The organism is Nocardia jinanensis (assembly GCF_014645735.1).
GTDB classification, from domain to species: domain Bacteria; phylum Actinomycetota; class Actinomycetes; order Mycobacteriales; family Mycobacteriaceae; genus Nocardia; species Nocardia jinanensis.
In genome coordinates, this window is the sequence record NZ_BMMH01000002.1 from 420369 (window position 1) to 444955 (window position 24587).

The window sequence follows — 24587 nt, forward strand, 5'->3', positions numbered from 1 at the left end:
CAGCTGCCCATCGCGGGCCTCGTGCCCGATGCCGGATCGGACACACCGGACCCTCGACCGGACGGTTACCCGGTCACCGGCGGCAGGCAAGGGATAGTTGCCGTATGGACGCGGACAGGGATACCGCGGCGGCTGTGGCGGACCGGGTGCTCCAGGCGGTCCTGGGCACGGTCGACCTGCTGTCGATATTCGCCGGCGACCGGCTCGGCTGGTACCGCAGCCTGGCACACGACGGCCCGGCGACGGCCGCACAACTGGCCGAACGCACCGCGACCCACCCCCGCTACGCGCGGGAATGGCTGGAACAGCAGGCGGTGACCGGTCTCCTGACCGTGCACCGGGAGGGGTCCGCCGAGGGCCGGATGTTCGCGCTCCCGCCCGCGGTCGCCGAGGTCCTGACCGACGAGCACAGCCTCAACTATCTGGCCCCGTTCGCTCGGCTGTTCGGTGCGACGGGACCGGCGCTGCCGCGCCTGTTCGAGGCCTATCGCACCGGAGGCGGGGTCAGCTGGGACGAATTGGGCGATAACGCCCGTGAAGGCCAGGCCGAGGGTAATCGGCCCTGGTACCAGCACCGCCTCGCCGACGCACTGGCAGGCGTACCCGAGGTGGACGCCGTCCTGCGTACTTCCGGCGTCCGGATCCTGGATATCGGATGCGGCGCCGGCTGGTCCTCGATCGCCCTGGCCGAGTCCTACCCCGGGACACAGGTACAGGGTGTGGACATCGACGCGCCCTCGGTCCGGACGGCACGACGCAACGCCGAGGCGGCCGGCGTCGCGGACCGCTGCGAGTTCACCGTCACGGATGCGGCGCAACTCCCCGAAGGCGGTTTCGATATCGCGTTCGCCTTCGAATGCGTGCACGATATGCCCCGCCCTGTCGAGGTCCTGGCGGCCGTACGGCGCGCGCTACGGCCCGGCGCTCCGCTGGTGGTCATGGACGAGGCGGTGGCCCAGGAATTCACGCCTCACGGTGACGACCTGGAGCGGCTGATGTACGGCTTCAGCCTGTTCGTCTGTCTGCCCGACGGTATGTCGAGCCCACCCAGCGCGGGCACCGGCACCGTGATGCGGCAGCAGACACTCCAGGAGTACGCGTTCGCGGCGGGATTCACCTCTGTCGAAGTGCTGCCGATCGAGGACTTCGGTTTCTGGCGTTTCTATCGCCTCGACTGCGGCGGGGCAGGCCCGGCCCCGGTCGCCGGCCGGGCGCACTCACCGCGGTAACGGGACCTTCATCTCGACCGTCGTGCCGCCGGAGGCGATGGTGACCTCCACTTCCGGGATCAGCGTCCGGATGATGGCCATTCCGCGCCCGCGGACCTGGGCCGGGCCGGGGTCGGGGTCGGGGTTCCTCCAGCGACCGTGATCGGCGACGGTTATCCGCAGGCGGGTGGCCTCACGCGCACACCGCAACCGAATCGTGCCGCCGTCGCCCTGGTGGCCGTGCTCGACCGCGTTGGCGCATGCCTCCCCCACGGCGAGCAGCACGTCGTAGGCCTGATACTCGCCGAGCGGGCAATACGCCAGCCATTCCTGTGTCCTGTGCCTGACCTCGGCCAACTGGTCGGCTTTCGCCGGAAACTGCAACTCCCATCGGGTCGGCGGACAGTCCAGCCCGGATGGGCGGGTCGTCGTCACCTGATCGCCTCCTGTAGGTCTCACCGGACGGACGGCGTAGGCGGTACCGGGTCCGTGGCGTTCGGCTTCTGTCCCATAGGACTATGTGCTCACTGCTAGCCATACCCATTCGTTCCCGGAGCATTCGACCGAGCCTCCTACGCGCTCCGCGGCCACCGGACCTCGGTCTCGACCGTCCCGGATCACACCCGGTGATCGCCCTCGACCCGGCTCAAACGTGGCACAGATTACGAACCCGGCGGGCGGATCCGTGCCGATGACTACGATTTCTCGATCGGGTAGATTCTCTGCGGAGATCGGCCCCGGCCCCGGTCGCGTTACGCGCGGCGGGGCCTCGATACTGCAGAGGTGGAAAATGGCGAATTGCGAGCCGAAGGATCCGCGATGAGTGGCGAGAACGCGCCCCGCCTGCTCGACGTAGCAGTGCGGACGGAGAACGGGACCGCGATCGTCACTGTGCAGGGCGAGGTGGATATGGCCTCCGCACCCCAACTGCAGGCCGCCCTCGAAGACGCCCAGCGGGGCGGGGACCCACTGATCGTCGACATGTCGGAGGTCGGGTTCCTCGGGTCGGCCGGTTTGAGCGTACTGCTGGTGATCTCCGAGGCCGCCGATCCCGGCACCGGTCTGCGCGTGGTCGTCTCCGATGCCGTCCGGCGTCCCATCGAACTCACCGGGCTCGACAAATTGCTGTCGATACACGAATCGCTGGCGGCCGCGCTCGCCCCGGGCACCGGCACCCCGGCATCCTGAGCGGTCCGGGCCCCGCGGCTACCGGGCGCGGGGCAACCGGACCACCTGGACGAAGAAATCGTCTATCTGCTTGATCGCCGCCACGAACTGGTCGAGGTCGACCGGTTTGGTGACATAGGCGTTGGCATGCAGTTTGTAGCTGCGCAGGATGTCCTCCTCGGCAGCGGAGGTGGTCAGCACGACCACCGGGATATGGGCCAGATCGGGATCGGCCTTGATCTTCTCCAGTACCTGCCTGCCGTCGTACTTCGGCAGGTTGAGGTCGAGCAGGATGAGATCGGGTCGCGGGGCGTCGGCATAGGGGTCGGCGCGGTACAGGAAATCCAGCGCCTCCTGCCCGTCGTGGGCGACGTGCAGTGTATTCCCGATCTTGTTGTCCTCGAACGCCTCCCTGGTCATCAGCTCGTCCCCCGGATCGTCCTCGACGAGCAGGATATCGATCGGCTGGCCGGGTACGGTCATACGTTTTCTCCTTCGGGGACGCGTTCGGTTGCGGTGCCGGGCACTGCCGCGGCCGCGGAACCCACCTCGGTCGCGGCCGAGGGCCGGGCGATACGGAGGGTGAAGCAGATCCGGGTCCCCTCCGTGTTCTCGGTATCGAGCCAGATGGTGCCACCGTGGTATTCGACGATCTTCTTGCAGACTGCCAGACCGATACCGGTGCCGCTGTACTCGTCACGTGCGTGCAACCGCTGGAAGATGACGAAGACCTTCTCCGCGAATTCGGGAGCGACGCCGATACCGTTGTCGGCCACCGAGAACAGGCGAACCGCCGGATCGTCGGCGAAATCACCCTCCTCGACGCGGACGACCGGCGGGTGGTCGGGCCGCCGGAATTTGACGGCATTGCTGATCAGGTTCTGCCACAGCATGGTCAGCAGGATCGGCTCGCCCATGATCTCGGGGAGGTCGTCCGGCCGCTCGACCACCGCCTCGGCCTCCTCGAGCACAGCCGACAGGTTGTTCAGTGCTCTGTCCAGCGGTTCACCGAGCCGAACCGGTTGCGCGCCTTCGCTGACCCGGCCCACCCGGGAGAAAGTGAGCAGATCGTTGATGAGCACCTGCATCCGTTTCGCACCGTCGACCGCGAAATCGATGTACTGCTTACCGCGCTCGTCGAGCTGGGAGCCGTAGCGTTTCTCCAGGAGCTGGCAGAACGAGGCGACCTTGCGCAGCGGCTCCTGCAGATCGTGGGATGCGACATAGGCGAACTGCTCGAGTTCAGCGTTGGACCGGCGCAATTCGTCGGCTTGCAGGTCCAGCTCCGCCTTCTGCTCCCGTAACTGGGTACCCTGCGATCGCGAGGACGCCAGTTCGGCGACTATCCGTGTGCGCATATCTTCCACGGCCTCGGCGACCTGGACGATATCGGCGGGCCCCCGGCTGTAGATGTGATGATCGAACTCGCCGTTGGCCACGCGCAGCGACGATTCGGTGAGTTCGGCCAGCGGGCGCACGACGAGCCGGCGCAGCAGGACGGTCAGCACGATTCCGGTCAGCAGGAAAGCGATGACCATACCGGCCAGCACCACATCACGAATGGTTCGAGCATGCGCGAGCGCCCGGTTGTCCTCGGCGACCGCGGCGGCCAGAGCTTCGTTCTGCACCGTGAAGGAGCCGCGCAACTCGTCGAAGAACCCTTTGGCACGTACCGCCGTCGACGCCGCCAGGGCCCGCGCCTTCTCCGGCGACTTGGTCGCCGCGAGCGGGTCGGCGTACTCGGCGCGCCACTGCCGGGCCCCGCGCTCGACGGCGTCGAGTTCGGCCGCCAGTTCGGGCCGGTCGGCCAGCAGCTCACGTAACCGCCGGGCCGCACGATCCTGTTCCCGCGTCCCCTCGATATAGGGTTCGAGGAACTGCGGGTCGGCGGCGATCGCGTAACCACGCAGACCGGTCTCCTGATTGATCAGCGCGCTCTGCAGCCGGTACGCCTCCGCGGACGCGGGCAGGGTCTGCCCGGCCAGCCGGTCGGTGACCTGGTTGGTATTGGCGATGACCTGCGCACCCGCTACGGCGCCGATCAGAACCACCAGGATCATCAGCGCGAAGACCAGCTGGAACCACGCCTGCGCGGTCAACCGGCCGACCACCCGGGAATCGGCGTTCGTCACGGAAGTTCGCCCTTTCGCCCATCGTTCCAGCACATGTAGAGAATGGCCAGGTCGTCGTCCAGACCGCCCGCCGCGCCCGCCAGTTCCTCGACGCGGCCGATCAGATCGTCGACGAAGACTTCGGGCCGGGCCGCCGGAACCGCTCTGGCGACATCCAGCAGACCGGCTTCCCCCAGCCGGTCACCGTTACGGCCCACCCGGCCTTCGAAGAGGCCGTCGGTGAACAGCATGAGACCGGCGCCGGTGACCAATTCGATCTCGGCCGCCGGCCACTCGGCCCGGCCCGGCATGAATCCGAGTGCCGCCCCGCCGATGACCTCGAGCCAGCACAGTTCGCCGTCGCTGTGGTGCAGCATGCCGGGATGCCCCGCGCGCCGCACCACCACTCGCTTCGTGGACGGATCCAGCATCAGACTGGTCGCGGTGGCGAAGGTCAGCCGATCGGTTCGCTCGGCCAGCAGCACCTGCTCCAGCAACCGCAGCTGTCGCGAACCGGTCACGCCGGTGAGAACCAGCGTGCGCCAAGCCAATCGCAGCGCGACACCGGTGGCGGCCGCGTCGGGTCCGTGCCCGGAGACATCACCGATGACGGCGTGCACGATCCCGTCGGGATCCTGGACGACATCGTAGAAATCGCCGCCGAGCAATGAATGGGCACGACCCGGCCGGTACCGGGCGACGACATCCACGGCACGGTCGGCGCCGAGCAGCGGAGTCGGTAGCAGGCCGCGTTCCAGCCGCGAGTTCTCCTGGGCCCGCATCTGACTGGCCTGCAGTTCCGCGCTGGTGCGTTCGGCTTGTTTACGTTGAATCGCGTACCGCACGGCGCGGGCGAACAGCTCGGGTTCGACACGGCCCTTCACCAGATAGTCCTGGGCGCCGGAGGCCAGGGCCGCCAGCCCCGTGCTCTCCTCGTCGAGCCCGGTCATCACCACCACGGCGACGCGATCGTTGTGCGCGCGGATGCGGGCCACCGCTTCCAGGCCCTGGGCATCGGGCAGCCGCAAGTCGAGCAGTACACAGTCGGGTACCTCGACGGCGAGCCGTTCACCCGCTTCGGCGAGCGTGCGCACCCATTCCAGGCGCATACCGTGTTCGGCGTCGGCAACCAGTTCCTCGACGAGCAGTGCGTCACCGGGATCGTCCTCGACCAGCAGGACAAGGGGTTCTCGTTCGAACCAGCCCGCATCGTCGGCCGGACCCAGATCGGACCCGGAAAGGTCACCGCGCACGGTCACCGCCGAACTCGACAGCATGCACCGACACCCCGGCCTCCGATCACACAGGAAACAACGGCGACACAGCGCACGCTCACTGACTCAGCGGCCGGTTGCTGGACCGAGAGGCGATCCTGATCGTAACCGATGGCCGCCCGCCATGGTGAACGGGAGGTGACGGGGCTGATCGCCGGGTAACCGGCCGCCCCGACCCGGCCGTCGTGGCTCGGGGACCGGGCACTTTGATCCTCGGCCGGCCCGGTCGCCGCATGTTAGCGTGGGCACGCCGGTGGCAAACGAGATCGCCTGCCGCCCGGTGTTTTACGAGCATTCGGCTTTCGAAGGAGATAACGGTGCGGATCGGAATCGGCTTGCCCTCCGCCGTCCCCGGGGCAGACCCCGAAACGATCGGGATATGGGCCGCGCGCGGCGAACGCGCCGGGTTCTCCGCCCTGGGCGCCACCGACCGGCTCGTTTACGACAGTCTCGACCCACTCGTGACACTGGCGGTCGCCGCGGCACACACCACCGCCACCGAACTGGTGAGCACGGTGCTGAACATCGGCTACCGCGGGAACCCGTACGTGGTGGCCGGGCAGATCGCCTCCCTGGACCGGATCTCCGGCGGCCGGTTCACCGCGGGGCTGGGGATGGGCGCCTGGGCGGACGACTACACGGTCAGCGAGATGGCGATGACCACCCGTGGCGCCCGGTTCGAGAGTGCGCTGGCGCAGCTGCGGCGAGCCTGGCGCGGCGAGCTCGCCGGTGCGGCCGGGCCGGTCCCCGCGCTGCCGCCGGGCCGCCCGCAGGTACTGCTCGCGGGGATGGTGCCCGCCGGTATCGTGCGCGCCGCCACGCTCGCCGACGGCTGGGTCGCTCCGGCGTTCAGTGTCGACCTCCTGCGCACCGGTCTCGATATCGCCGGCACCGAGTGGGCCCGGCTCGCACGACCCGGCCGGCCCCGGGTGCTGGCCGTTCGTTACTTCCAGCTCGGTTCCGGCGCGGCCGCCACCGCGGAGTCCTACGCACAGAACTATTACGGCCCGGAGATGTACCCGCAGGTCCGGCCCGATCTGCTGACCGATATCGCCCATCTGTGCGACGAGGCGGACCGGATCGCCGCCGCCGGTGCCGACGACCTTATCCTGCTTCCCTGCTCGGACGATCCGGATCAGATCGACCTGCTCGCCGAAGCGCTCGGCAGTGCGCGGCTCGGTGCGCGCGCCGAAGCCCGGTAACCGACGCGGGCCCGATACTCCGCGATCGGCCGGCCGCTGACCCGATGCCCGCGACGACCGATTTACCGGGGGAATCCGTGCCGCGAGCTCGGGCGTGGCGTCGCGCACGCCGCGGCCGGGACGCGGCCGGGTGCGCCTTGTGCAGTCCGCCGTGCGCACCCGTTCGGAGCGGGCACGCGGCGCGGCTGGCGGGCCCGGAACCGATATCCACGTACGGTGATTACCTCACCGCGCGCGGCGCGACGCACGCAGTTCGCGACACGCCAGGGTTCGACTCTGCCCGGTTCTATCGGTCGTGATCGCGGACGACAGCTTGGGAATGTGAATGCGGACATTCGCATATCGAGACGTCGACGAACGGAAGGTCGGTACGTATGACAGTGACCGATGACTATCTGGCCAACAACGCGCGCTACGCGGCGCAGTTCAGCGGCCCGCTGCCCCTACCACCCAGCAAGCACGTCGCGGTGGTCGCCTGCATGGATGCCCGGCTGGATGTCTACCGGATACTCGGCCTGCAGGAGGGCGAGGCGCACGTCATCCGCAACGCGGGCGGTGTGGTGACCGATGACGAGATCCGTTCGCTGGCGATCAGCCAGCGACTGCTGGGCACCACCGAGATCATCCTCATCCACCACACCGATTGCGGGATGCTCACCTTCACCGACGACGATTTCAAGCGCGGCATCCAGGACGAGACGGGTATCAAACCCACCTGGTCGGCCGAGGCGTTCTCCGATCTGAACGAGGATGTGCGGCAGTCTCTCCGGCGGATCGAGGCCAGCCCCTTCGTCACCAAGACCTCGTCGCTGCGGGGTTTCGTTTTCGATGTCGCCACCGGGCGGCTCGAAGAAGTCACGGCCTGACCGAATTCGCTCCTCCCGCCGTGCCGCGTTCACCGACCGGTGGCCGCGGCACGGCCGTTCACAGCGCGCCGTGCGCCGCGAGCACCTCGAAAGCGGTGTCGGCACTGCGCCACAGCACATCCATCTCCGCGCGGACCGCCGGTTCCGCCGCCGGATCCTGCAGAGCCAGACCATTGCCGAAGATCACCACATTGGCACCCAGATCGGCCAGCCGCAGCAGCGGGCCGGTGGCCACACCCGCCCCGAGCACGGCATCGAGACCCTCCCCGAAGAAGTAGAAGCGCCACAGCGGGCCGAGGTCACCGCCGTATATCTCCTTGGTGAGGTCGACGATCAGCGATCCGTGGCTCGCGATCGCGTCCACGATCCGGAAATGGTCGGGCGCGTTCGACGTGGAGGCGTGTGTCGCGGCGACGGCATTGGACAGATCGATCGAGAGGTGGGCGTTGTAGCCCGCCATCGCCACCCTGGCCGCGGACAATTCGCATCGGTGGGCGAGCCGGAAATAGTGGTTCCACTGTGGTTCGGTCGGCGTACCGGTGAACTCCGCGTGCACATTCCGCAGGAAACGCAGCAGCAGATCGAGACTGATGCGGTGCGCCCATTCGGGATCGTCGAATATCGCCGGATCGCGTTGCAGCGGCATCACCGCGGCCCGCTCCACCGCGTCCAGCCCCAGGGCGAGCAGCCCGCGCCGGTCCCGATGCTCCACCAGGATCTCGGTGATACGCCCATGCCGCGCCACTGCTCGCTCGAGCCGACCCAGCGACGACCCCGACTTCTCGTCGGAGAGCGGGGACGTATCGGACAGTTCGACGATCTCGGCCAGTTCCGCGGCCGACAGCGGTGTCCCACACGCGGTGTCGAGGTCGGACGCCGCGGCGCGCGGTGGCGCGATCACGGAGAACGAGACGGCTGCGAGGAGCGTCGCCAGGAGGATGACAGGGTATCCGGCCCACCCGCGACATCGGCTGGTCATACCTTTCACTTTCACTCGACGAAGGACGCCTGGGCCGTGGAACCTACTTACCTGCGGTGAAGCCGGAACAGCGGTGTTCGCGCGAGCCGCCCCTGTCGGGCGCGGCCCCAGCCTAGCCCAGCCGCGGCTCGAACCCGGCTTCCCGCCTGTGGAATCGGCCGGTCGTCAGTGCCGCGTCAACCGCGGAAGGCGCGCCGGTATGCCGCCGGAGTGGTGCCGAGCAGCGTATGGAACCGCCGCCGCAGATTGGTGGCGGAGGTGAGCCCGACCCGCGCGGCGATGGCCTCCACGGGTAGATCGGTCTCCTCGAGGAGCTCACGAGCGGCGGTGACCCGCTGGGTCAGCAGCCAGCGCCCCGGGCTGGTGCCGAGTTGTTCCTCGAAGCGGCGGGCCAGGGTTCGCGGGGAGACTCCAGCCCGCGCTGCCAGATCGGACAGCGTGATCGGCCGGCCGAGGTGGGCGATACTCCAGTGCAACAGGGCGGCGACGGATTCACCGGTGGTGTGCGAGGTGACCGGCGCGGGTACGAATTGCGCCTGTCCCCCTTCCCGGTGCGGTGGCATGACCATATGCCGGGCGAGTTCGGCCGCATAGGACGCGCCGTGGTCTGTACGCACCAGGTGCAGGCACAGGTCGATACCGGCACCGGCACCCGCGCTGGTGGCGATATCGCCGTGGTCGACGTACAGCACACCGGGTTCCACCCGCACGCGGGGGAACCGGGTCCGCAGTTCGTCGGCGCGCGCCCAGTGGGTCGTCGCGGTCCGTCCGTCGAGCAGGCCCGTCTGCGCCAGGGCGAAGGCACCCGTGCAGATCGAGACCAGGCGGGTTCCCCGCTCCGCGGCCCGGCACAACGCTCGCAGTATCGCCGGTGACAGTTGCGCGGTATACGGCAGCCATCCGGGGATCACGACCGTATCCGCGGTCTCGAGGACCTCGAGGCCCGCCGTCACCCGCATCGTGTACCCGGCGGTGGTCGCCACCTCGCCCGGATGTTCGGTGCAGACCAGGAAGTCGTAGCGGCCGGGCAGCCCTTCGCGCGGAGTACCGAACACCTCCGCCGCGCAACCGAGTTCGAACGGAGCCTGCGGTGCCGTCACCAGGGCGGCGACGCGAGGGCGCCCATCGGAGGTGGCCCACGGATCGGTCATGGCAGAAAAGTACCTCAGAATGACTTTCCTGACACTGGTAGCTCCGGTATCGACTCAGCATGCTGGGCTGATGACCGTCACCCCGCATCCCGACAACGGACCGACCATGACCGGTTACGCCTGGTCGTCCGTTGCCGGCGCACCCGTTCGGGACCTGTTTCCCGGTATCCGCCTGCGCTCGCTCTGGTCCATTTCCGATGGCCCCTCGGCACATGTTCTCGAGATGGCACCCGGCAGCCGGTGGGAAGGCATCGATGTGCACCGACCCGGGCCGGAGGAGGTGTTCGTGGTCTCCGGCACCTTCAACGACGGTGTCCGCGACTATCCGGCCGGGTCGTTCATCCACGCACCGGCCCGTTCCTGGCACATACCGCAGAGCGTGACGGGCTGTGTGCTGTTCCTCTTCTATCCCGAAGGCTGATCGCCCCCGCGCCTCAGCGGGAGGCGATCAGTTCCAGCGTCTCTTCCAGCACACCGAGTTCCGCGGCGCCGGGTACGAGGATGAACTCGTCGAGTCCGGCGGCTTCGGCCGCATCCAGCGTGCGATGCAACGTCTCGGCGTCGTAGGTCTTCATCGAGGCGGCCGCACCCGCGGCCGCCTCGCCGCCGAGGAATCCCAGGTATTCGGCCGTGAAATCGCGCAGTACGGTGTCCGGTTCCGCGACGCCGAGGGTGTAGAAACAGCCGCTCACCAGACGCGGCGAATCGCGGCCCGCCTCGGTCCAGGCGCGGCGCGCGGCATCGGCGGACCACTGGATCTCCCCCGGGACCCCGCCCACGCTGAACGCCACTACCCCGTCGGCCCAGCGCGCCGCGCGGGCGAGGGATTTCGGCCCGAGCGCACCGGCGAGCACCGGTGGCCCACCGGGCCGGACACACGGCGGCCCGATCGGGGCGCCCCCTTCCACCACCAGATCACCTGCCCACAGCGCGCGCAGCTCGGCCACCGCGCGATCCAGCCGATCGTGCCTGCGTTCGAATCCCGAGTCCAGACTGCGATAGTCGTCGCCCCGGCCGCCTACCCCGACACCGAGGGTGAATCGCCCGGCGGACAACACATCGAGCGTCGCGGCCTGTTTGGCGACCAGCGCCACCGGATGCGCCGGCAGCACGGACAGGTTCGCGAATATCCGCACCCGTTCGGTGACCGCGGCGGCGGCGGCGAGAGTCGTCCACATCTCCGGATTGTGGAATGCCATCCGCTCACCACACGAGATGCTGGCGACCGGCCCCTGCTCGGCGAGGCGGCACCAGTCGAGGGTGGCTGCCCTGTCGTACCCCCGGCACATAGTGGGTAATGCGATCCCGATATCCATAGCCCCAGCATCGGGCAACCCGAGGCGCTTCGCAAGAACAGGTTCTAGTTCGGCCGCCCCGGATCCCGGAGGAATAACCGATTCAGCGCTCGATCGCCACCCTTCGGACGTGCTCAGCCACCCCCGCCGCAGCCGCCACCGCCGCCCCCGCAACCTCCCCCACCGCTGTCCCCGCCACTGCTCTCACTGCCGCCGCCCCCGCTTCCGACGTACCAACCGCCCGCTCCGGCGGCGCCGGCCGCACCGGCCGATCGGGAGGATGCCCGCAGCGGAGCCCGGTTCTGCCGGAATCTGCGCACCGTGGCGGTCACGAGCAGCGCCACGGCGATCACGAACAACCAGCCGCCCACCGCGAACCCGAAGAGATCGGTGAGGATGAGGCCGACGAGCGCGACTACCACCGCCGATATGAACAACATGGTTCCTCCCCGGAATCATCGCAATACCGCAGAAGAGGCTACCCTGCAACAGATCTCGGCCGCCACTGCGAACGTCCGGCAACCGGGGACGGCATCTGCCGGGGATCCGGCTGGTCCGTGGGTCGTTTGCGGACGACCGAACCCTTAGTGACGCGATCGCCGCCACCCCGAGCGGCGCTCGTCTCCCGCGGATCGCGCAGGCCGGGCGACCGGGCGACCGGAGCCCGGGTAGGGTGAGGGCGAGAGTCGGCATGGACGGCGGGGCCCGCGCGGCGACAGACCGTCTACCGGTGAAACGACACCTGTGCACAGATCGGTGACGAAATGACGGCAAATGCCGCCACCCACGATGTTCCTGCCGACCGGATCGAGGTCCCCGCGGCTCCGGCACGCACCCCGCGGCACAGTGATTATGCGGTGCTGTTGCGGCGCGTTCGCGACGCGGGCCTGCTGGACCGGCGTCCTTGGTACTACGTCTGGAAGGGTGGTGCCGTCCTGCTGGCCCTGGCGGCCGGGTGGACGGCGTTCGTACTGATCGGCGACTCGTGGTGGCAGCTCGCCACCGCCGCGTTCCTGGCCGCGGTCTTCGCCCAGTTCGCGTTCCTCGGCCACGACGCCGGCCACCGGCAGATCGCCGGCAGCCGGCGCGCCGACTTTCTGCTGGGCCTGCTCTTCGGGAACCTCGCCATCGGAGTGAGCATCGGCTGGTGGACGAGCAATCACAACCGGCATCACGCACATCCCAATACCGAGGATGCCGATCCCGACATCATGGGAGTGCTGGCGCATTCGAGTGCCCGGGCGCGTGCGGGCCGCGGACTGCGCAAGCTCGTCTTCCGCTACCAGGGCTGGCTGTTCTTCCCCATGCTGCTCCTCGAGGGCGCAAGTCTGCACTTCTCGAGTGTGCGGGCGATCGTACGGGGCGATATCTCCCGCCGGGGCGTCGAGGCGGCAACGCTCATCGCACACGCCGCCGGATACCTCGGCATCGTCTTCCTGGTACTGCCCCCGCTGCCCGCCATCGGATTCATCGCCTTACAACAGGGCCTGTTCGGCCTCTACATGGGAAGCACGTTCGCGCCCAACCACAAGGGTATGGAGGTGTTCCCGGCCGGCGATTCCACGGACTATCTGCGCCGCCAGGTTCTCTCCTCACGCAATGTCCGCGGCGGGTTGGTCACCGATACGGCTTTCGGCGGCCTCAACTACCAGATCGAACATCATCTGTTCCCCTCCATGCCCCGGCCCAACCTGCGCCGGGCCCAGCCGATCGTCGTGCAGTACTGCGCCGAGATCGAAGTGCCCTACTACGAAACCGGTGTGATCAGCTCCTACACCCAGGCACTGGGGCACCTGCACGCAGTCGGGCAGCACACCAGGCCCGGGGCGGACGACTCGTCGCCGCAAGACCGAATCGGCGCCCACGCCGGACAATAGGCGAGCTCAACTCGGGCCGACGCGGAGCTGGGCGCCGAGTTCCCGGAAGCCCAGCGCGGACGCGACCCGCTGGGATTGCGGAGTACGGGCCAGCCCTTCCCGAAGAGCATGGACCCTTGTCGCTACCGGGTCCGTTGGCATGGCCGCAGTCTGCGCCGCTGTCGGCATCCTGGATTCGGAACCCATCGACTCACGGGCGCGACCCCGGACACCTCGGGTCCGGCGCAGCCGTCGGGACGGTCGGCAGTGGCGCGGACGGCCGGCGGTGCGTTACGCAGTGCGGCCGGAGGCGTAGGGCGCGGCGCCTTATGCCGCACGCACCCCTGCGAGAACGGGCAGGGCGGTCAGGCCGTGCAGAGCCAGACCCTTTCGGGCGACGGGCGGCCCGGCCTGCGTCAGTTCCGGGAAAGCACGCAGCAGGGCGGGAAGGGCGATCTGGGCTTCCAGCCGGGCCAGCGGTGCACCCAGGCAGTAGTGCACACCGCCACCGAACGACAACGGCGGTTCGCCACCGCGGTCCAGACGCAGGCGGTCCGGCTCGGGAAAGACGTCCGGATCGCGGTTGGCCGCGCCCAGCAGAATGACAACGCGCTGTCCGGCCGACAGTGCCAAGCCCCCGCTGTGCAGATCCTCCGACGCGGTGCGGGAGGTGAGCAGTTGTACCGGTGAGTCATAGCGCAGCAGCTCCTCGGTGGCCGGACCGGCCAGCTCGGGGTCGTCCCGCAACAGCGACGCCTGCTCCGGATGTTCGAGCAACGCGACCAGACCGTTGGCGAGCAGTCCGGTGGTCGTTTCGAAACCGGCGGCGAACAGCAGGGCCGCCATGGTGATCAGTTCGTCGTCGTCCAGGCGCGCACCGTCGGCCGCCGGTACGACCAAGGCCGACAGCAGATCGTCCAGGGGTTCGCGCCGCCGCTGCGCGGCCAGATCACGCAGGTAGTCACTGATCTCGTCGGCCGCGGCGTCGGCCTTGGCGACGGCCGGGCCGTCCAGCAGATCGAGCACACCGGCCCAGTCCCGTACCAGCGGCTGGAACCGGAGCCGGTCGGCTTCGGGCACCCCGAGCAACTCACCGATCACGGTGACGGGCAACGGAAACGCGAACGCGTCGATGAAATCCAGCGGGTCGGTACCCGCCAGATCACCGAGCAGGCGTTCGACGGTCCGGGTGATCGCGCGGCGCAGCCCGGCCACCCGGCGCGCGGTGAAAGCGCCGGATACCAGTCGGCGCAGCCGGGTGTGATCGGGTGGGTTGCGCACGAGCATGCTGGTGAACATCAGTCGCAGGCCGGGGTGATCACGCCAGTCCGGAAATCCACTGACGGCGAGGCCGTGTTCCGGACGTTTCAGAAACCGGTGGTCGCGCAACAGTGTGGAGGCGAGCCGGTAACCGCTGACCACGAGTGTCCGGTCCGGGGTGTGGGCGGCGGGACCGAGCTCGCGTAACTCCCGGTACAGCGGATAGGGATCGGCCTGCCCGGCCGGTGTAGTGAGGGCGGACATCAGTCCGCCCACGGTGTTCGCGGTTGTCGTCGTCATGGTCACCCCCGGTTCGTGGTGTCTCGGAGCGTCCGCGCCGAGCGTACCCCCGGGGGCGGCGGCCGGACCGCGGCCGCCGCCGAATCGACTACGGCCTCAGTCGCATACGGCCCCGTACGAAGCCGAACCCACGAGCTTCGAATACTTGGCGAGCACCCCGCGCGTGTACCGGGGCGGCAGCGGAACCCAGCCCTCACCCCGGCGAGTGAGTTCGGCGGGTTCGACCAGCAGGTCCAGCGTTCCCGCACCCACATCGAGACGGATCCGGTCGCCGTCGCCGACGAACGCGATCGGTCCCGCATCGACCGCTTCCGGGGCCACATGGCCGACGCACAGACCGGTGGTTCCGCCGGAGAAACGTCCGTCGGTCAGCAGCAGCACATCTTTGCCGAGACCGGCGCCCTTGATCGCCGCCGTGATGGCGAGCATCTCCCGCATACCGGGGCCGCCCTTGGGTCCCTCGTACCGGATGACCACCACATCCCCCGCCGATATGGTCCCGTCCTCCAGGGCATCCATCGCGGCCCGCTCGCCGTCGAAAACCCGGGCAGTGCCCTCGAAGACATCGGATTCGAAACCGGCGGACTTGACCACGGCGCCACCGGGGGCGAGTGAGCCGTGCAGGATGGTGATCCCGCCGGTCGGGTGGATGGGCGCGGACAGGGCGCGCACGACCTTGCCGTCCGGGTCCGGCGGCGCGATATCGGCCAGGTTCTCGGCCACCGTCCGGCCGGTGACGGTGAGACAGTCACCGTGTAGCAGTCCGGCGTCCAGCAGCGCTTTCATCAGCACCGGGACACCACCCACCCGGTCGATATCGGTCATCACGTGCCGGCCGAACGGTTTCACATCGGCCAGATGCGGGACGCGTCGGCCGACCCGGGCGAAATCGTCCAGACTCAGGGCCACCCCGGCCTCGTGGGCGATCGCCAGCAGGTGCAATACGGCGTTGGTGGACCCACCGAAGGCCATCACTACCGCGATCGCGTTCTCGAACGCCTCGTGGGTGAGGATATCGGAGGTGGTGATCCCCTTCCGGATCAGTTCGACCACCGCCTGGCCGCTGCGGCGCGCGTATCCGTCGCGGCGACGATCCGTGGCAGGCGGCGCCGCGCTACCCGGCAACGACATACCCAGGGCCTCGGCCGCGCTCGCCATGGTGTTGGCGGTGTACATACCGCCGCACGCGCCCTCGCCCGGACAGATGGCCCGCTCGATCGCGTCCACGTCCGCCCGGCTCATGAGACCGCGAGAGCAGGCACCCACCGCCTCGAACGCGTCGATGATGGTCACCTCGCGTTCACTGCCGTCGGACAGCTTCGCGATACCCGGCAGGATCGAGCCGGCATAGAGGAACACACTCGCCAGGTTCAGCCGGGCCGCCGCCATGAGCATGCCGGGCAGGGATTTATCGCAGCCGGCCAGCAGTACCGACCCGTCCAGCCGTTCGGCCTGCATCACCGTCTCCACGCTGTCGGCGATCACCTCACGTGAGACCAGCGAGAAATGCATCCCCTCGTGGCCCATCGAGATACCGTCGGAGACCGAGATGGTGCCGAACTGCATCGGGAATCCACCGGCCGCGAACACCCCGTCCTTGCACGCGCCGGCGAGCCGATCGAGCGACAGGTTGCACGGCGTGATCTCGTTCCAGGAGGAGGCCACCCCGATCTGGGCCTTCCCCCAGTCGTCGTCGCCCATACCGACCGCGCGCAGCATTCCGCGCGCCGCCGTCTTCTCCAGCCCGTCGGTGACATCGCGGCTGCGGGGTTTCATATCGGGAACATTCGGTTCAGAAGCCACGGGGCCATCATCCTCCAACCGCCCCGGAACACGACCGGACCACGCCCGGCGAACGCTCCCTTCCCTTCCCTTCGCCCGCCACCGCGGCGGCGACGCTTCGGATCCGGGGCTACCCACGCCGGGCCTGGATCCGCGATCCGGCCGGCTCCCCGCCGGGATCCTCACCCGGCGCCGGTCTCGGCACGAGCACTCGTCCCGCTTGTGTCCATCAGCGCTTCCAGTTCGTCGAGCAACTCGACCACCCGGCGTTGCCGCTCCGGTGACAGATGCGGAAGTTCGCTGCCCAGGGCGAATTCGATCGGCGCCCGCCCGCGCGCCCGGAAGACCTCCTCGGCGACGCCGGGTTCCACGGTGATCAGCACGCGGCGGCCGTCGGCCGGGTCGGGCGCGGTCGTCAGTAGGCCCTGGTCGCGGAAACGGGCGACGATGCGCGAGATCAGGCTCTGTGTAATGGCCGTCCGCTCGGTGATATCGCGAATCGACGATCCCGGATGCAGCGCGACATCCTCGAGAACGGCGTATTCGCTCGGCGGAATCCGCCGCCGGCCCGTGTTACCGGTCGCGACGAACGCGATCGCCCGCAGGCGCCGGGCGACCAGGTGCAGGCTGGCAGCATCCATCCCGGCAATATACATCTCTAGTCATATAAATTATGATCCATCACTATGCATGGAGTGTCTCGCCTGCTCTACGAAGTCGGCCACGGCCTGGACACCCATCTCGGGCTCCCCCGGTTGCGTCGCCGTCCCGCGCTGCCCGAAGTGGTGGCCGGGCGGACCGTGCTGATCACCGGAGCGTCCTCGGGGATCGGCCGAGCCGCGGCCTTACGTATCGGCGGGGCGGGGGCGCGGGTCGCACTCGTCGCCCGGCGAGAAGCGGAACTCGAGCAGGTGGCCACGGAGATCCGGAGGGACGGCGGTACGGCCACCGTGCACCCGGGCGACCTGAACGATTTCGACGCGCTCGACGGCGCGGTCGCCGCGATACTGGCCGAGCACGGCGGTGTGGACATCCTGATCAACAACGCGGGCCGATCCATCCGCCGTCGGCTCGACGAATCCTATGACCGGTTCCACGATTTCGAGCGCACCATGCGGCTGAACTATTTCGCCGCCCTGCGGCTGATGCTCGCCGTACTACCGGGCATGCGCGAGCGGCAATCGGGCCATATCGTCAATATCCTGTCGGTGGCGAACCTGTTCGGCGGTCCGGGATACAGCGCCTATGTCGCCTCGAAGGCGGCGCTGGATTCGCTCGCCGCCAGTCTGCACGCCGAAACCCTTTCCGACGATGTGCATTTCAGTTCGGTCTACATGCCGCTGGTCCGCACTCCGATGCTCGCACCCAATGCGCGGTACCGCGATACCGCGGCCCTGACGCCCGAGCAGGGCGCGCAGGTCGTCTGCCGGACCCTCACCGCCCGCCCGCCGTACGTCGGACCGCTGCTGGGGCGGATGGCCGCTCTGGTCGACACTGTCCTCCCGGAGCGCGCGCTGGCCGGGCGGAGCGAACGGTTCACCCGCGGAATGTGATCGGGCGGGGTGAACCACCGGCCCACGGAAACGGTTCGCGACGAGCCATGTTCCGTCCTGCGCCCTTCGGGCCCCTGGCGGCCGAAGCGATAACGTGGGCCGATGCAGAGCACCGAGTCACCGGCGCGGGTCATCTTCCTGAACGGGACATCGAGCACCGGCAAGACCACCCTGGCTCGGGCTGTTCAGGACGAGAGCGATATTCCGTTCGTCTACTGGGGAATCGACACGCTGTTCGGGCTGGTGCCTCCGAACTGGGGCGGTGGGCGCGACGGTCCGCTCAGCCGCGACGGATTCTGGTACGACCGGACCGGCCACGACGCGGACGGTCGTCCGCTGGTGGTCATCCGTTACGGCCCGACCGGGCGACGGATGTTGCGCTCGGCGTGTACCGCGGCCGCCTCGTTCGCGCACGGCGGCGATCATCTGATCGTCGATGAGATGTTGCTGACTCCCGACCTCCTACCGATATGGCTGGATGCGCTGACCGGGCTGGACGTTCAGCTCGTCCGCGTCATCTGCCCGCCCGCCGTCGCCGAACGGCGGGAACGAGATCGTGGGCACCCGATCGGTTTGGCCCGTGGACATCTGCACACGGTCCACGACCACGGCTACCCCTACGACACGGTGGTCGATACGACCACGGGTACTCCCGCCGAACTGGCCCGGGCCGTATTGCGACAAGAGCGCACTGTGCTCTGACAGTACCGAACCGCCCGGTCAGGACCTCGTACCACCGCCCGCCACGATTGCCGCCGAGATGAGATCCGCGATCTCGCGCGGACACTCGTCGAGAGAGGAACAGCCGCCGGGAAACCGGCGGACCGCGAGTTCTCCTGTCGTGTGGTCGCGCCGGTTCTCCAGCTGTTATCGCGTGGTCGCCGGATCGACCCGCCCGAGCAGGGCGAAGATAACGCAGCACAGCCGGTCTCCCGCCGAGGACCACGCCGGAGCGGGCCGGGGCGTGTACTGCGTCCGGCCCGCCGGCAATACTTCGATACCGGGGCCGGCCTACTTCGGCTCGATGAGCTGGATCTCCAGTTCGACCTTGACGGCGTCGCTCAACATCCCGGGCAACGGGCCACCGACACCGAATTCGGTGCGCTTGATGGTGCCGGTCGCCGAGAACCCGGCGTGGCGTTCGCCATCGGGGCCGAAATCACCGATACCGCCCCACTCGGCATCCAGGACGACCGGCCGGGTGACCCCGCCCAGGGTGGCTTCTCCCGCCACGGTGAACGATTCGGCGACGCGGACCGGCGCGACGGCGCGAAATGTCAGGGTGGGACGGTTGGCGACATCGAGGAAATCGGCGGTCCGCACATGGGCGTCGCGGTCGGGATTGCCGGTGTCGAACGAGTCGAGGTGGATGGTCGCGCCGATGGTGGCGGCGCCGGACTCGTCCACCACGAACTCCGTCTCGAAGCGGGTGAATCCGCCGCGTACCTTGGCGATGCCGAGATGGCGGAGAGTGAAGGCGACCGAGGAGTGCGCGGTGTCGAGCGCCCAGTCGCCGGGGCGCAGGGCAGTGGTGGATCTGGAGGTTTCCGGTGGTGTGGTCATGTCATCGACCATCGCGGGGCCGGGCCCGGTTTACCAGACCCCCTTTATCCTGGACCTGACAAGGCGCGGCTGCGCGGGCCGGAACAGGGCACGATGGTGGGATGGCCCGTAACGCATTCGCGGAGTACCTGGTCAGACGCCGCGCCGAACTGCGACCCGGTGATATCGGGCTGCCCGCGGGCGGCCGCCGCCGCACCCCAGGGCTGCGGCGTGAGGAGGTCGCCGTGCGCGCCGGTGTCAGTGCCGACTACCTGGCCCGGCTCGAACAGGGCCGCGATACCAATCCCTCGATCGCGGTGGTGGAAGCGCTGGCCACGGCGCTGCTGCTCGACGAGCGGGAGCGCAGCACCTTCGGCTGGCTCGCCTTGACCAGCACCCACGAGGCCAGATGCCCGGAGACGACCGACGAGTCCGAACATGTTCCCGAGACGATCGAAACCGTGCTGCGGGCGCTGGCACCCACCTCGGCGTTCGTACTGGGCAGGCGTCTGAACGTCCTGGGCTGGAATGCGGCCTGGGAGGATTTCGTCACGCCGCTGGGTCTCCTGGACAACCGGGACGAGGTGAATCTCGCCCGCTATGTCTATCAGCATCCGATGGCACGCAAGGTCCTGCGCAACTGGACCGAGGCCGCCGATACCTTCGCCGAGACATTGCGCCGCGCGAGTCTGCGCTGGCCCGGCGATGCCGGCTTGCGGGAGACCATCGACGCATTGCACAAGACCCCCGAATTCGCGGCGCGCTGGCGCCCCCAGGGGGCGGGGCGCCCGGTCACGCCGACGCTGCGCTTCGACCATCCGGGCCTGGGTGCGGTCGACGTACCGTTCGAGAGTCTGGAGAGCGACCGGGAGCAGAGCGTGGTGGTGTGGCTGGTCGCCCGGGCGCCCGAATCCGCCCAGGCGCTACGGCTGGTACCCCCGCGAGCCGCTGGGCAGTGACCTTCTCGCCGGGAAGGTGTGTTGTATCACGGTGGACGCGCGCTCGGCCCGAGGCCGATCCAGTTCACGAGCGGCACGCCGCGCTGTCGAAGTTCCAGGCCGCGCGACTCGAACGCGGCTGATCGAATCGAACGCCACCGGGCACCTGAAGCGCTGAGTTCCCGCAGGTACGGCCGACCGACACAACGCGCCGCTCAGTAAACGAATGCGGGATCCCGCGTGGCCGATGCTGCGGAACGGCGCACACCGTTCGAACGAATTTCGGGCAATTCGAATTCGTATCCGGCGGGATGCGCCGACCAGAATCAACGGAAGGACTTTTCCAGCCCTTTCCATCATCAATATATAGCGGACCCGGGGCCTTGCGGCAAGGCCCCGGTCATACCGCAGAATCGTCGAGCGCACAGGCGGGAAGTACGGCCGGGCGCCGTACAAGGGCAGCGATCGTCGAACGAAGTGAGGGCATGTGTCGGAACAGGGGTACGAAGACGAGCTGCGGTCCGAACGGAACTATGTGGACGGGCTCTACGCACGGCTGGATGCCGAACGCACGCTGGCGAAAGGGAAGTACCACGCCGCTCTGCGCGGGAACGGGACCACACTGCTGGAGCGTGACGCCGAGGTCCGAGCGCTGGCCAGGGAGGTGAAGCGGCTGGACGTGGCGGACAACAAGCTCTGTTTCGGACGGTTGGACTCGAAAACGGGGGAAACCTTCTATATCGGACGCATCGGCCTGTTCGACGAAGCGAACGAATACGAACCGATGTTGCTCGATTGGCGAGCTCCGGCCTCACGGGCCTTCTATACCGCGACCGCCGCCAACCCCGAGAACATGCGGCGCCGCCGCCAGTTCCACTCCCGTGGGCGCCGAGTGGTCGAGTTCAGCGACGAGGTGCTGGGCCGGCCCGGTGGCGACGAGCGCGGCGATGCGGCCCTGCTCGCCGCGGTCGCGGCGCCGCGGGGCGAGGGTATGCGCGATATCGTCGCCACGATCCAGGCCGAACAGGACGAGATCATCCGGCTGGACCACCCCGGAGTGCTGGTGATCGAGGGCGGCCCGGGCACCGGAAAAACGGTGGTGGCGCTGCACCGTGTCGCATATCTGCTCTACACCCAGCGAGAACGGATCGAGCGCCACGGTGTGCTCGTGGTCGGACCCAATCCGGCGTTCTTGAACCATATCGGCCGGGTGCTGCCCTCACTCGGCGAGTCCGACGTGGTTTTTACGACCACCGGCGATTTCGTCCCCGGTCTGCGCGTAACGGCCGAGGACGCTCCGGAGGTGGCGCGGATCAAGGGTTCACTGCGGATCCTGGAGGTGCTCGCGGCCGCGATCAGAGATCGGCAGCGCCTGCCGGAGCAGCCGCTGCCCATCGAACTCGCCGATATCACCGTGCGGATCGACGCCGGAACCGCCGAATGGGCCCGCGAGGAGGCTCGCGGGAGCGGGCTACCGCACAACGACGCCCGCGCGATGTTCCGCGAGATCGTCACCTACGTCCTCACCGAACGGGCGATCGCCCGGATCGGGCGGGGCTGGATCACGCGCGCGGACAAGGAAGCGTGGGAGGACCTGCGCAAGGATCTGATCGCCGAACTCGCGGAGAACGCCGAGTTCACCCGCGCGTTGGACCTGCTCTGGCCGGTGCTCACACCAGAGACCCTGCTGGCGACGCTGTACACCTCCCCCGACCGGCTGCGCGCGGCGGGCGCCGATCGGCTGCTGCTGCGCACCGACGGCGCGGCCTGGACCGTCTCGGACGTACCGCTGCTCGACGAGCTGGCCGATCTGCTGGGTGGCGGCGATTCGGACGAACAGACCATCGCACACGAACGCCGGGCCGAAGCCGAGTACGCGGCGGGCGTACTGGACATCATGATCGACCGCACCGACATGATGGACGACGAGGACCATCTGTTCGCCCAGGACCTGCTCTACGCCGAGGATCTGGCCGATCGGTTCCTCGAACGCGATACCCGCGAACTCGTCGAACGCGCGACCGCCGACCGGAGCTGGACCTACCGGCACGTGGTCGTCGACGAGGCGCAGGAACTGTCCGAGATGGATTGGCGGGTACTGATGCGACGATGCCCGGGCCGATCGTTCACCGTCGTCGGCGATCTCGCGCAACGGCGGTCGGCGGCCGGGGCGCGGTCGTGGGATTCGGTGCTGGAGCCGTACGTGCCGGGTCGCTGGGTATACCGGTCACTGACGGTGAACTACCGCACCCCCGCGGAGATCATGACCGTCGCGGCCGCGGTGCTGGCCGACTTCGCGCCCGAGGCCGAGCCGCCGGAATCGGTCCGCGCCTGCGGTGTCCGGCCGTGGTCCAGGCAGGTCTCCGAGGACGAATTGCCCGCTGCCGTAGCGGGATTCGTACGCGAGGAAGCGGATCGTGCGGGCACCAGCATCGTGATCGGACCGCCGGATGTACCCGGCGCGGTCGCGGCGTCGGAGACCAAGGGCCTGGAGTTCGACGCCGTACTGGTCGTGGAGCCGGAGCGGATCCTCGCCGACGGCCCGCGTGGCGCGGCCGAGCTGTACGTCGCGCTCACCCGCGCCACCCAGCGGCTCGGCGTCCTGCACCGGCAGCCGCTGCCGACGGCGCTGGACGGACTGACCGATTCCGGTGCACCGCGATCGGCCGGAGATCAGCGAATCGCGCGGTGATCACGAGGCCCGGCCCGGTCCTACCGTTTGTTCAACTGGCCCGCATCGACGGGAACGACCGTGCCGGTGACGTAGCGGGCGTCGTCGGAGACCAGCCAGGCGATGGCGTTGGATACGTCGAGCGGTTCCACCAGGTCCACGGGCATCGCATTGGACAGCGCCCGCGCAAGTTCCGGGGCGTGCTCCATGATGGCCTGTAGGTTCCCGTCCCCGGCCATCGGCGTGCGGACGGCGGTCGGGGCGACGCTGTTGACCCGGATATTGTGCGGCGCCAGGAAGTTCGCCCACGACCGCATCAATCCGATGACTCCGTGCTTGGCCGCGGTATAGCCGAGGAAACCGGCGGTCGGGATGCCGACACCCATCAAGCCGCCGGTCGAACTGGTCAGCACGATCGATCCGCCGCCACCGTGTTCGAGCATCGACGGAATCGCGACCCGACCGGTGTTCCACACACCTTTCAGGTTGACGCCGACGACCTCGTCCCATTCCTGGTCCTCGGACGCCACCGCCCCGCCCGCACCGATCCCGGCGTTCGCCAGCACGATATCGACCGGACCCAGTTCGGCGCGGCCCTCGTCGAATGCCTGCTTCAGTGCGGTCACATCACGAACATCGGCCTGCCGCGCGACGATACGCCGCCCGAATTTCTCGACCTCCCGGACGGTCTGCTCGAGTTCCTCGGCCGTGCCCATCGGATATTGCACCGATCCCAGCTGCTCGCAGATATCCACGGCGATCACATCGGCACCTTCCTGCGCCAGCCGGATCGCATGGCTGCGACCCTGGCCGCGGGCGGCTCCGGTGATGAAGGCGACTCTGCCGTCGAGCTTTCCCATGGTCTCTCCTCGGGACATCGTGGATTGCGTGGGTGGTCAGGAAGGTCGGTTCGCGCGCAGCAGCGGCTGATTCACGGTGATCGGGAGCGTTTCCCAACCCCGCATGGTCGAGGTGGAGGACAGCGCGAGTGCGTCCCAGTCGACCTCCCACAGCGGGAAGCGCCGCAGGAACTCCTCCAGCGCGACTTTCGCCTCGAGCCGGGCCAGGGACGCGCCCAGACAGTAGTGGGTACCGAAACCGAAGGTCCGCAGATTGCTCATCCTGCGGTGGATATCGAAGCTGTCGGGGTCCGGCCAGCGGTCGGAGTCCCGATTCGCCGAGGCGACGAGCAGCATCATCGCGCTGCCCGCGGGCACTGTGGTGCCGTAGAGCTCGATATCGGACGTCACATAGCGGGCGATCACGTGACCGGTCGGTACGTCGTCAAGCACGGGCGGGCTCCTTCGATCGCTGGGGCGCGCTGGGCCCTCCTGCCTTCCTTCCGGGCAACGAGCCGACGCCGCCCGTCGATAATATCGTTACCGATTGCCGCAAACATCGATATGGATAGAAGAAAGTGTCATTCTCATCC

Annotated in this window: 24 protein-coding genes and 1 pseudogene; 10 read left to right on the forward strand and 15 right to left on the reverse strand. The window is 68.4% G+C overall.

Going from position 1 to position 24587, the window contains the following annotated elements; all coding sequences use genetic code 11:
* The first annotated feature begins 104 nt into the window (after window positions 1-104).
* A complete protein-coding gene (locus IEY68_RS06455; RefSeq protein ID WP_062996901.1) occupies window positions 105-1229 on the forward strand; it encodes a class I SAM-dependent methyltransferase in 1125 nt (374 codons plus the stop codon).
* On the opposite strand, the gene IEY68_RS06460 is transcribed toward IEY68_RS06455, so the two are convergent.
* Window positions 1218-1643: an ATP-binding protein gene (locus IEY68_RS06460; RefSeq protein WP_062996899.1), complete on the reverse strand. Its 426-nt coding sequence runs from the start codon at window positions 1641-1643 to the stop codon at window positions 1218-1220. The genes IEY68_RS06455 and IEY68_RS06460 overlap by 12 nt on opposite strands.
* A gap of 384 nt (window positions 1644-2027) precedes the next feature.
* On the opposite strand from IEY68_RS06460, the gene IEY68_RS06465 reads away from it, so the two are divergent.
* A complete protein-coding gene (locus IEY68_RS06465) occupies window positions 2028-2396 on the forward strand; it encodes an STAS domain-containing protein (protein ID WP_062997214.1) in 369 nt (122 codons plus the stop codon).
* Window positions 2397-2414: 18 nt separating this feature from the next.
* On the opposite strand, the gene IEY68_RS06470 is transcribed toward IEY68_RS06465, so the two are convergent.
* The 3 genes from IEY68_RS06470 to IEY68_RS06480 all read right to left on the reverse strand — a co-directional run bounded on the left by IEY68_RS06470 (window position 2415) and on the right by IEY68_RS06480 (window position 5763).
* Window positions 2415-2858: a response regulator gene (locus tag IEY68_RS06470; protein WP_062996897.1), complete on the reverse strand. Its 444-nt coding sequence runs from the start codon at window positions 2856-2858 to the stop codon at window positions 2415-2417.
* The gene (locus tag IEY68_RS06475) at window positions 2855-4435 is read right to left on the reverse strand and encodes a sensor histidine kinase (RefSeq protein ID WP_189094154.1); all 1581 of its coding nucleotides are present in this window, start codon (window positions 4433-4435) and stop codon (window positions 2855-2857) included. Before IEY68_RS06475 ends, IEY68_RS06470 begins: the two co-directional genes overlap by 4 nt.
* 68 nt (window positions 4436-4503) lie before the next feature.
* A complete protein-coding gene (locus IEY68_RS06480) occupies window positions 4504-5763 on the reverse strand; it encodes a PP2C family protein-serine/threonine phosphatase (RefSeq protein WP_062996895.1) in 1260 nt (419 codons plus the stop codon).
* Window positions 5764-6077: 314 nt separating this feature from the next.
* On the opposite strand from IEY68_RS06480, the gene IEY68_RS06485 reads away from it, so the two are divergent.
* Window positions 6078-6962 carry an LLM class flavin-dependent oxidoreductase gene (locus tag IEY68_RS06485; RefSeq protein WP_062996893.1) on the forward strand — a complete coding sequence of 295 codons (885 nt, stop codon included), beginning with the start codon at window positions 6078-6080 and terminating at the stop codon, window positions 6960-6962.
* A 374-nt stretch (window positions 6963-7336) separates the two neighbouring features.
* Entirely contained in the window at window positions 7337-7828 is a 492-nt protein-coding gene (locus IEY68_RS06490) for a beta-class carbonic anhydrase (RefSeq protein WP_058856214.1), read from the forward strand.
* A gap of 58 nt (window positions 7829-7886) precedes the next feature.
* Here IEY68_RS06490 and IEY68_RS06495 read toward each other — a convergent pair whose 3' ends face one another.
* Both IEY68_RS06495 and IEY68_RS06500 read right to left on the reverse strand, forming a co-directional pair.
* A complete protein-coding gene (locus tag IEY68_RS06495; RefSeq protein ID WP_058856215.1) occupies window positions 7887-8807 on the reverse strand; it encodes a DUF5995 family protein in 921 nt (306 codons plus the stop codon).
* A gap of 176 nt (window positions 8808-8983) precedes the next feature.
* Window positions 8984-9958, reverse strand: a complete 975-nt coding sequence (locus tag IEY68_RS06500; RefSeq protein WP_058856216.1) for a GlxA family transcriptional regulator — start codon at window positions 9956-9958, stop codon at window positions 8984-8986.
* Window positions 9959-10028: 70 nt separating this feature from the next.
* Here IEY68_RS06500 and IEY68_RS06505 point away from each other — a divergent pair, with 70 nt between their 5' ends.
* The gene (locus IEY68_RS06505) at window positions 10029-10379 is read left to right on the forward strand and encodes a cupin domain-containing protein (RefSeq protein ID WP_199804983.1); all 351 of its coding nucleotides are present in this window, start codon (window positions 10029-10031) and stop codon (window positions 10377-10379) included.
* 13 nt (window positions 10380-10392) lie between these two features.
* On the opposite strand, the gene IEY68_RS06510 is transcribed toward IEY68_RS06505, so the two are convergent.
* The gene (locus IEY68_RS06510) at window positions 10393-11274 is read right to left on the reverse strand and encodes an LLM class flavin-dependent oxidoreductase (RefSeq protein WP_058856217.1); all 882 of its coding nucleotides are present in this window, start codon (window positions 11272-11274) and stop codon (window positions 10393-10395) included.
* A gap of 113 nt (window positions 11275-11387) precedes the next feature.
* Window positions 11388-11693, reverse strand: a complete 306-nt coding sequence (locus tag IEY68_RS06515) for a hypothetical protein (protein ID WP_058856218.1) — start codon at window positions 11691-11693, stop codon at window positions 11388-11390.
* Window positions 11694-12017: 324 nt separating this feature from the next.
* Between IEY68_RS06515 and IEY68_RS06520 the strand changes: the two genes are divergently transcribed.
* A complete protein-coding gene (locus IEY68_RS06520) occupies window positions 12018-13130 on the forward strand; it encodes a fatty acid desaturase family protein (RefSeq protein ID WP_082681551.1) in 1113 nt (370 codons plus the stop codon).
* Between the two features lie 6 nt (window positions 13131-13136).
* Here IEY68_RS06520 and IEY68_RS36720 read toward each other — a convergent pair whose 3' ends face one another.
* The 4 genes from IEY68_RS36720 to IEY68_RS06535 all read right to left on the reverse strand — a co-directional run bounded on the left by IEY68_RS36720 (window position 13137) and on the right by IEY68_RS06535 (window position 17092).
* Window positions 13137-13271 (reverse strand): hypothetical protein, encoded by a 135-nt coding sequence (locus IEY68_RS36720; protein WP_267886592.1) that lies wholly within the window; start codon window positions 13269-13271, stop codon window positions 13137-13139.
* Between the two features lie 165 nt (window positions 13272-13436).
* On the reverse strand, window positions 13437-14669 hold the full coding sequence (locus tag IEY68_RS06525) for a cytochrome P450 (protein WP_058856219.1): 1233 nt from the start codon (window positions 14667-14669) through the stop codon (window positions 13437-13439).
* Between the two features lie 96 nt (window positions 14670-14765).
* On the reverse strand, window positions 14766-16445 hold the full coding sequence (gene ilvD / locus IEY68_RS06530; RefSeq protein ID WP_058856220.1) for a dihydroxy-acid dehydratase: 1680 nt from the start codon (window positions 16443-16445) through the stop codon (window positions 14766-14768).
* A 188-nt stretch (window positions 16446-16633) separates the two neighbouring features.
* The gene (locus IEY68_RS06535) at window positions 16634-17092 is read right to left on the reverse strand and encodes a MarR family transcriptional regulator (RefSeq protein WP_058856221.1); all 459 of its coding nucleotides are present in this window, start codon (window positions 17090-17092) and stop codon (window positions 16634-16636) included.
* A 45-nt stretch (window positions 17093-17137) separates the two neighbouring features.
* Here IEY68_RS06535 and IEY68_RS06540 point away from each other — a divergent pair, with 45 nt between their 5' ends.
* The gene (locus IEY68_RS06540) at window positions 17138-18004 is read left to right on the forward strand and encodes an SDR family NAD(P)-dependent oxidoreductase (protein ID WP_058856222.1); all 867 of its coding nucleotides are present in this window, start codon (window positions 17138-17140) and stop codon (window positions 18002-18004) included.
* 102 nt (window positions 18005-18106) lie between these two features.
* A complete protein-coding gene (locus tag IEY68_RS06545; protein ID WP_058856223.1) occupies window positions 18107-18706 on the forward strand; it encodes a chloramphenicol phosphotransferase CPT family protein in 600 nt (199 codons plus the stop codon).
* Between the two features lie 309 nt (window positions 18707-19015).
* On the opposite strand, the gene IEY68_RS06550 is transcribed toward IEY68_RS06545, so the two are convergent.
* Window positions 19016-19567, reverse strand: coding sequence for a YceI family protein (locus tag IEY68_RS06550; protein ID WP_058856319.1), 552 nt, complete (start codon window positions 19565-19567; stop codon window positions 19016-19018).
* 101 nt (window positions 19568-19668) lie between these two features.
* Between IEY68_RS06550 and IEY68_RS06555 the strand changes: the two genes are divergently transcribed.
* Window positions 19669-20505, forward strand: coding sequence for a helix-turn-helix transcriptional regulator (locus IEY68_RS06555; RefSeq protein WP_058856224.1), 837 nt, complete (start codon window positions 19669-19671; stop codon window positions 20503-20505).
* A 466-nt stretch (window positions 20506-20971) separates the two neighbouring features.
* Window positions 20972-23176 (forward strand): RNA polymerase recycling motor ATPase HelR, encoded by a 2205-nt coding sequence (helR, locus tag IEY68_RS06560; protein ID WP_189094091.1) that lies wholly within the window; start codon window positions 20972-20974, stop codon window positions 23174-23176.
* A gap of 20 nt (window positions 23177-23196) precedes the next feature.
* On the opposite strand, the gene IEY68_RS06565 is transcribed toward helR, so the two are convergent.
* The gene (locus tag IEY68_RS06565) at window positions 23197-24015 is read right to left on the reverse strand and encodes a mycofactocin-coupled SDR family oxidoreductase (protein WP_058856225.1); all 819 of its coding nucleotides are present in this window, start codon (window positions 24013-24015) and stop codon (window positions 23197-23199) included.
* Between the two features lie 36 nt (window positions 24016-24051).
* Window positions 24052-24432 (reverse strand): annotated as a pseudogene (locus IEY68_RS06570) (cytochrome P450); the annotation flags it as partial.
* Between the last annotated feature and the right edge of the window lie 155 nt (window positions 24433-24587).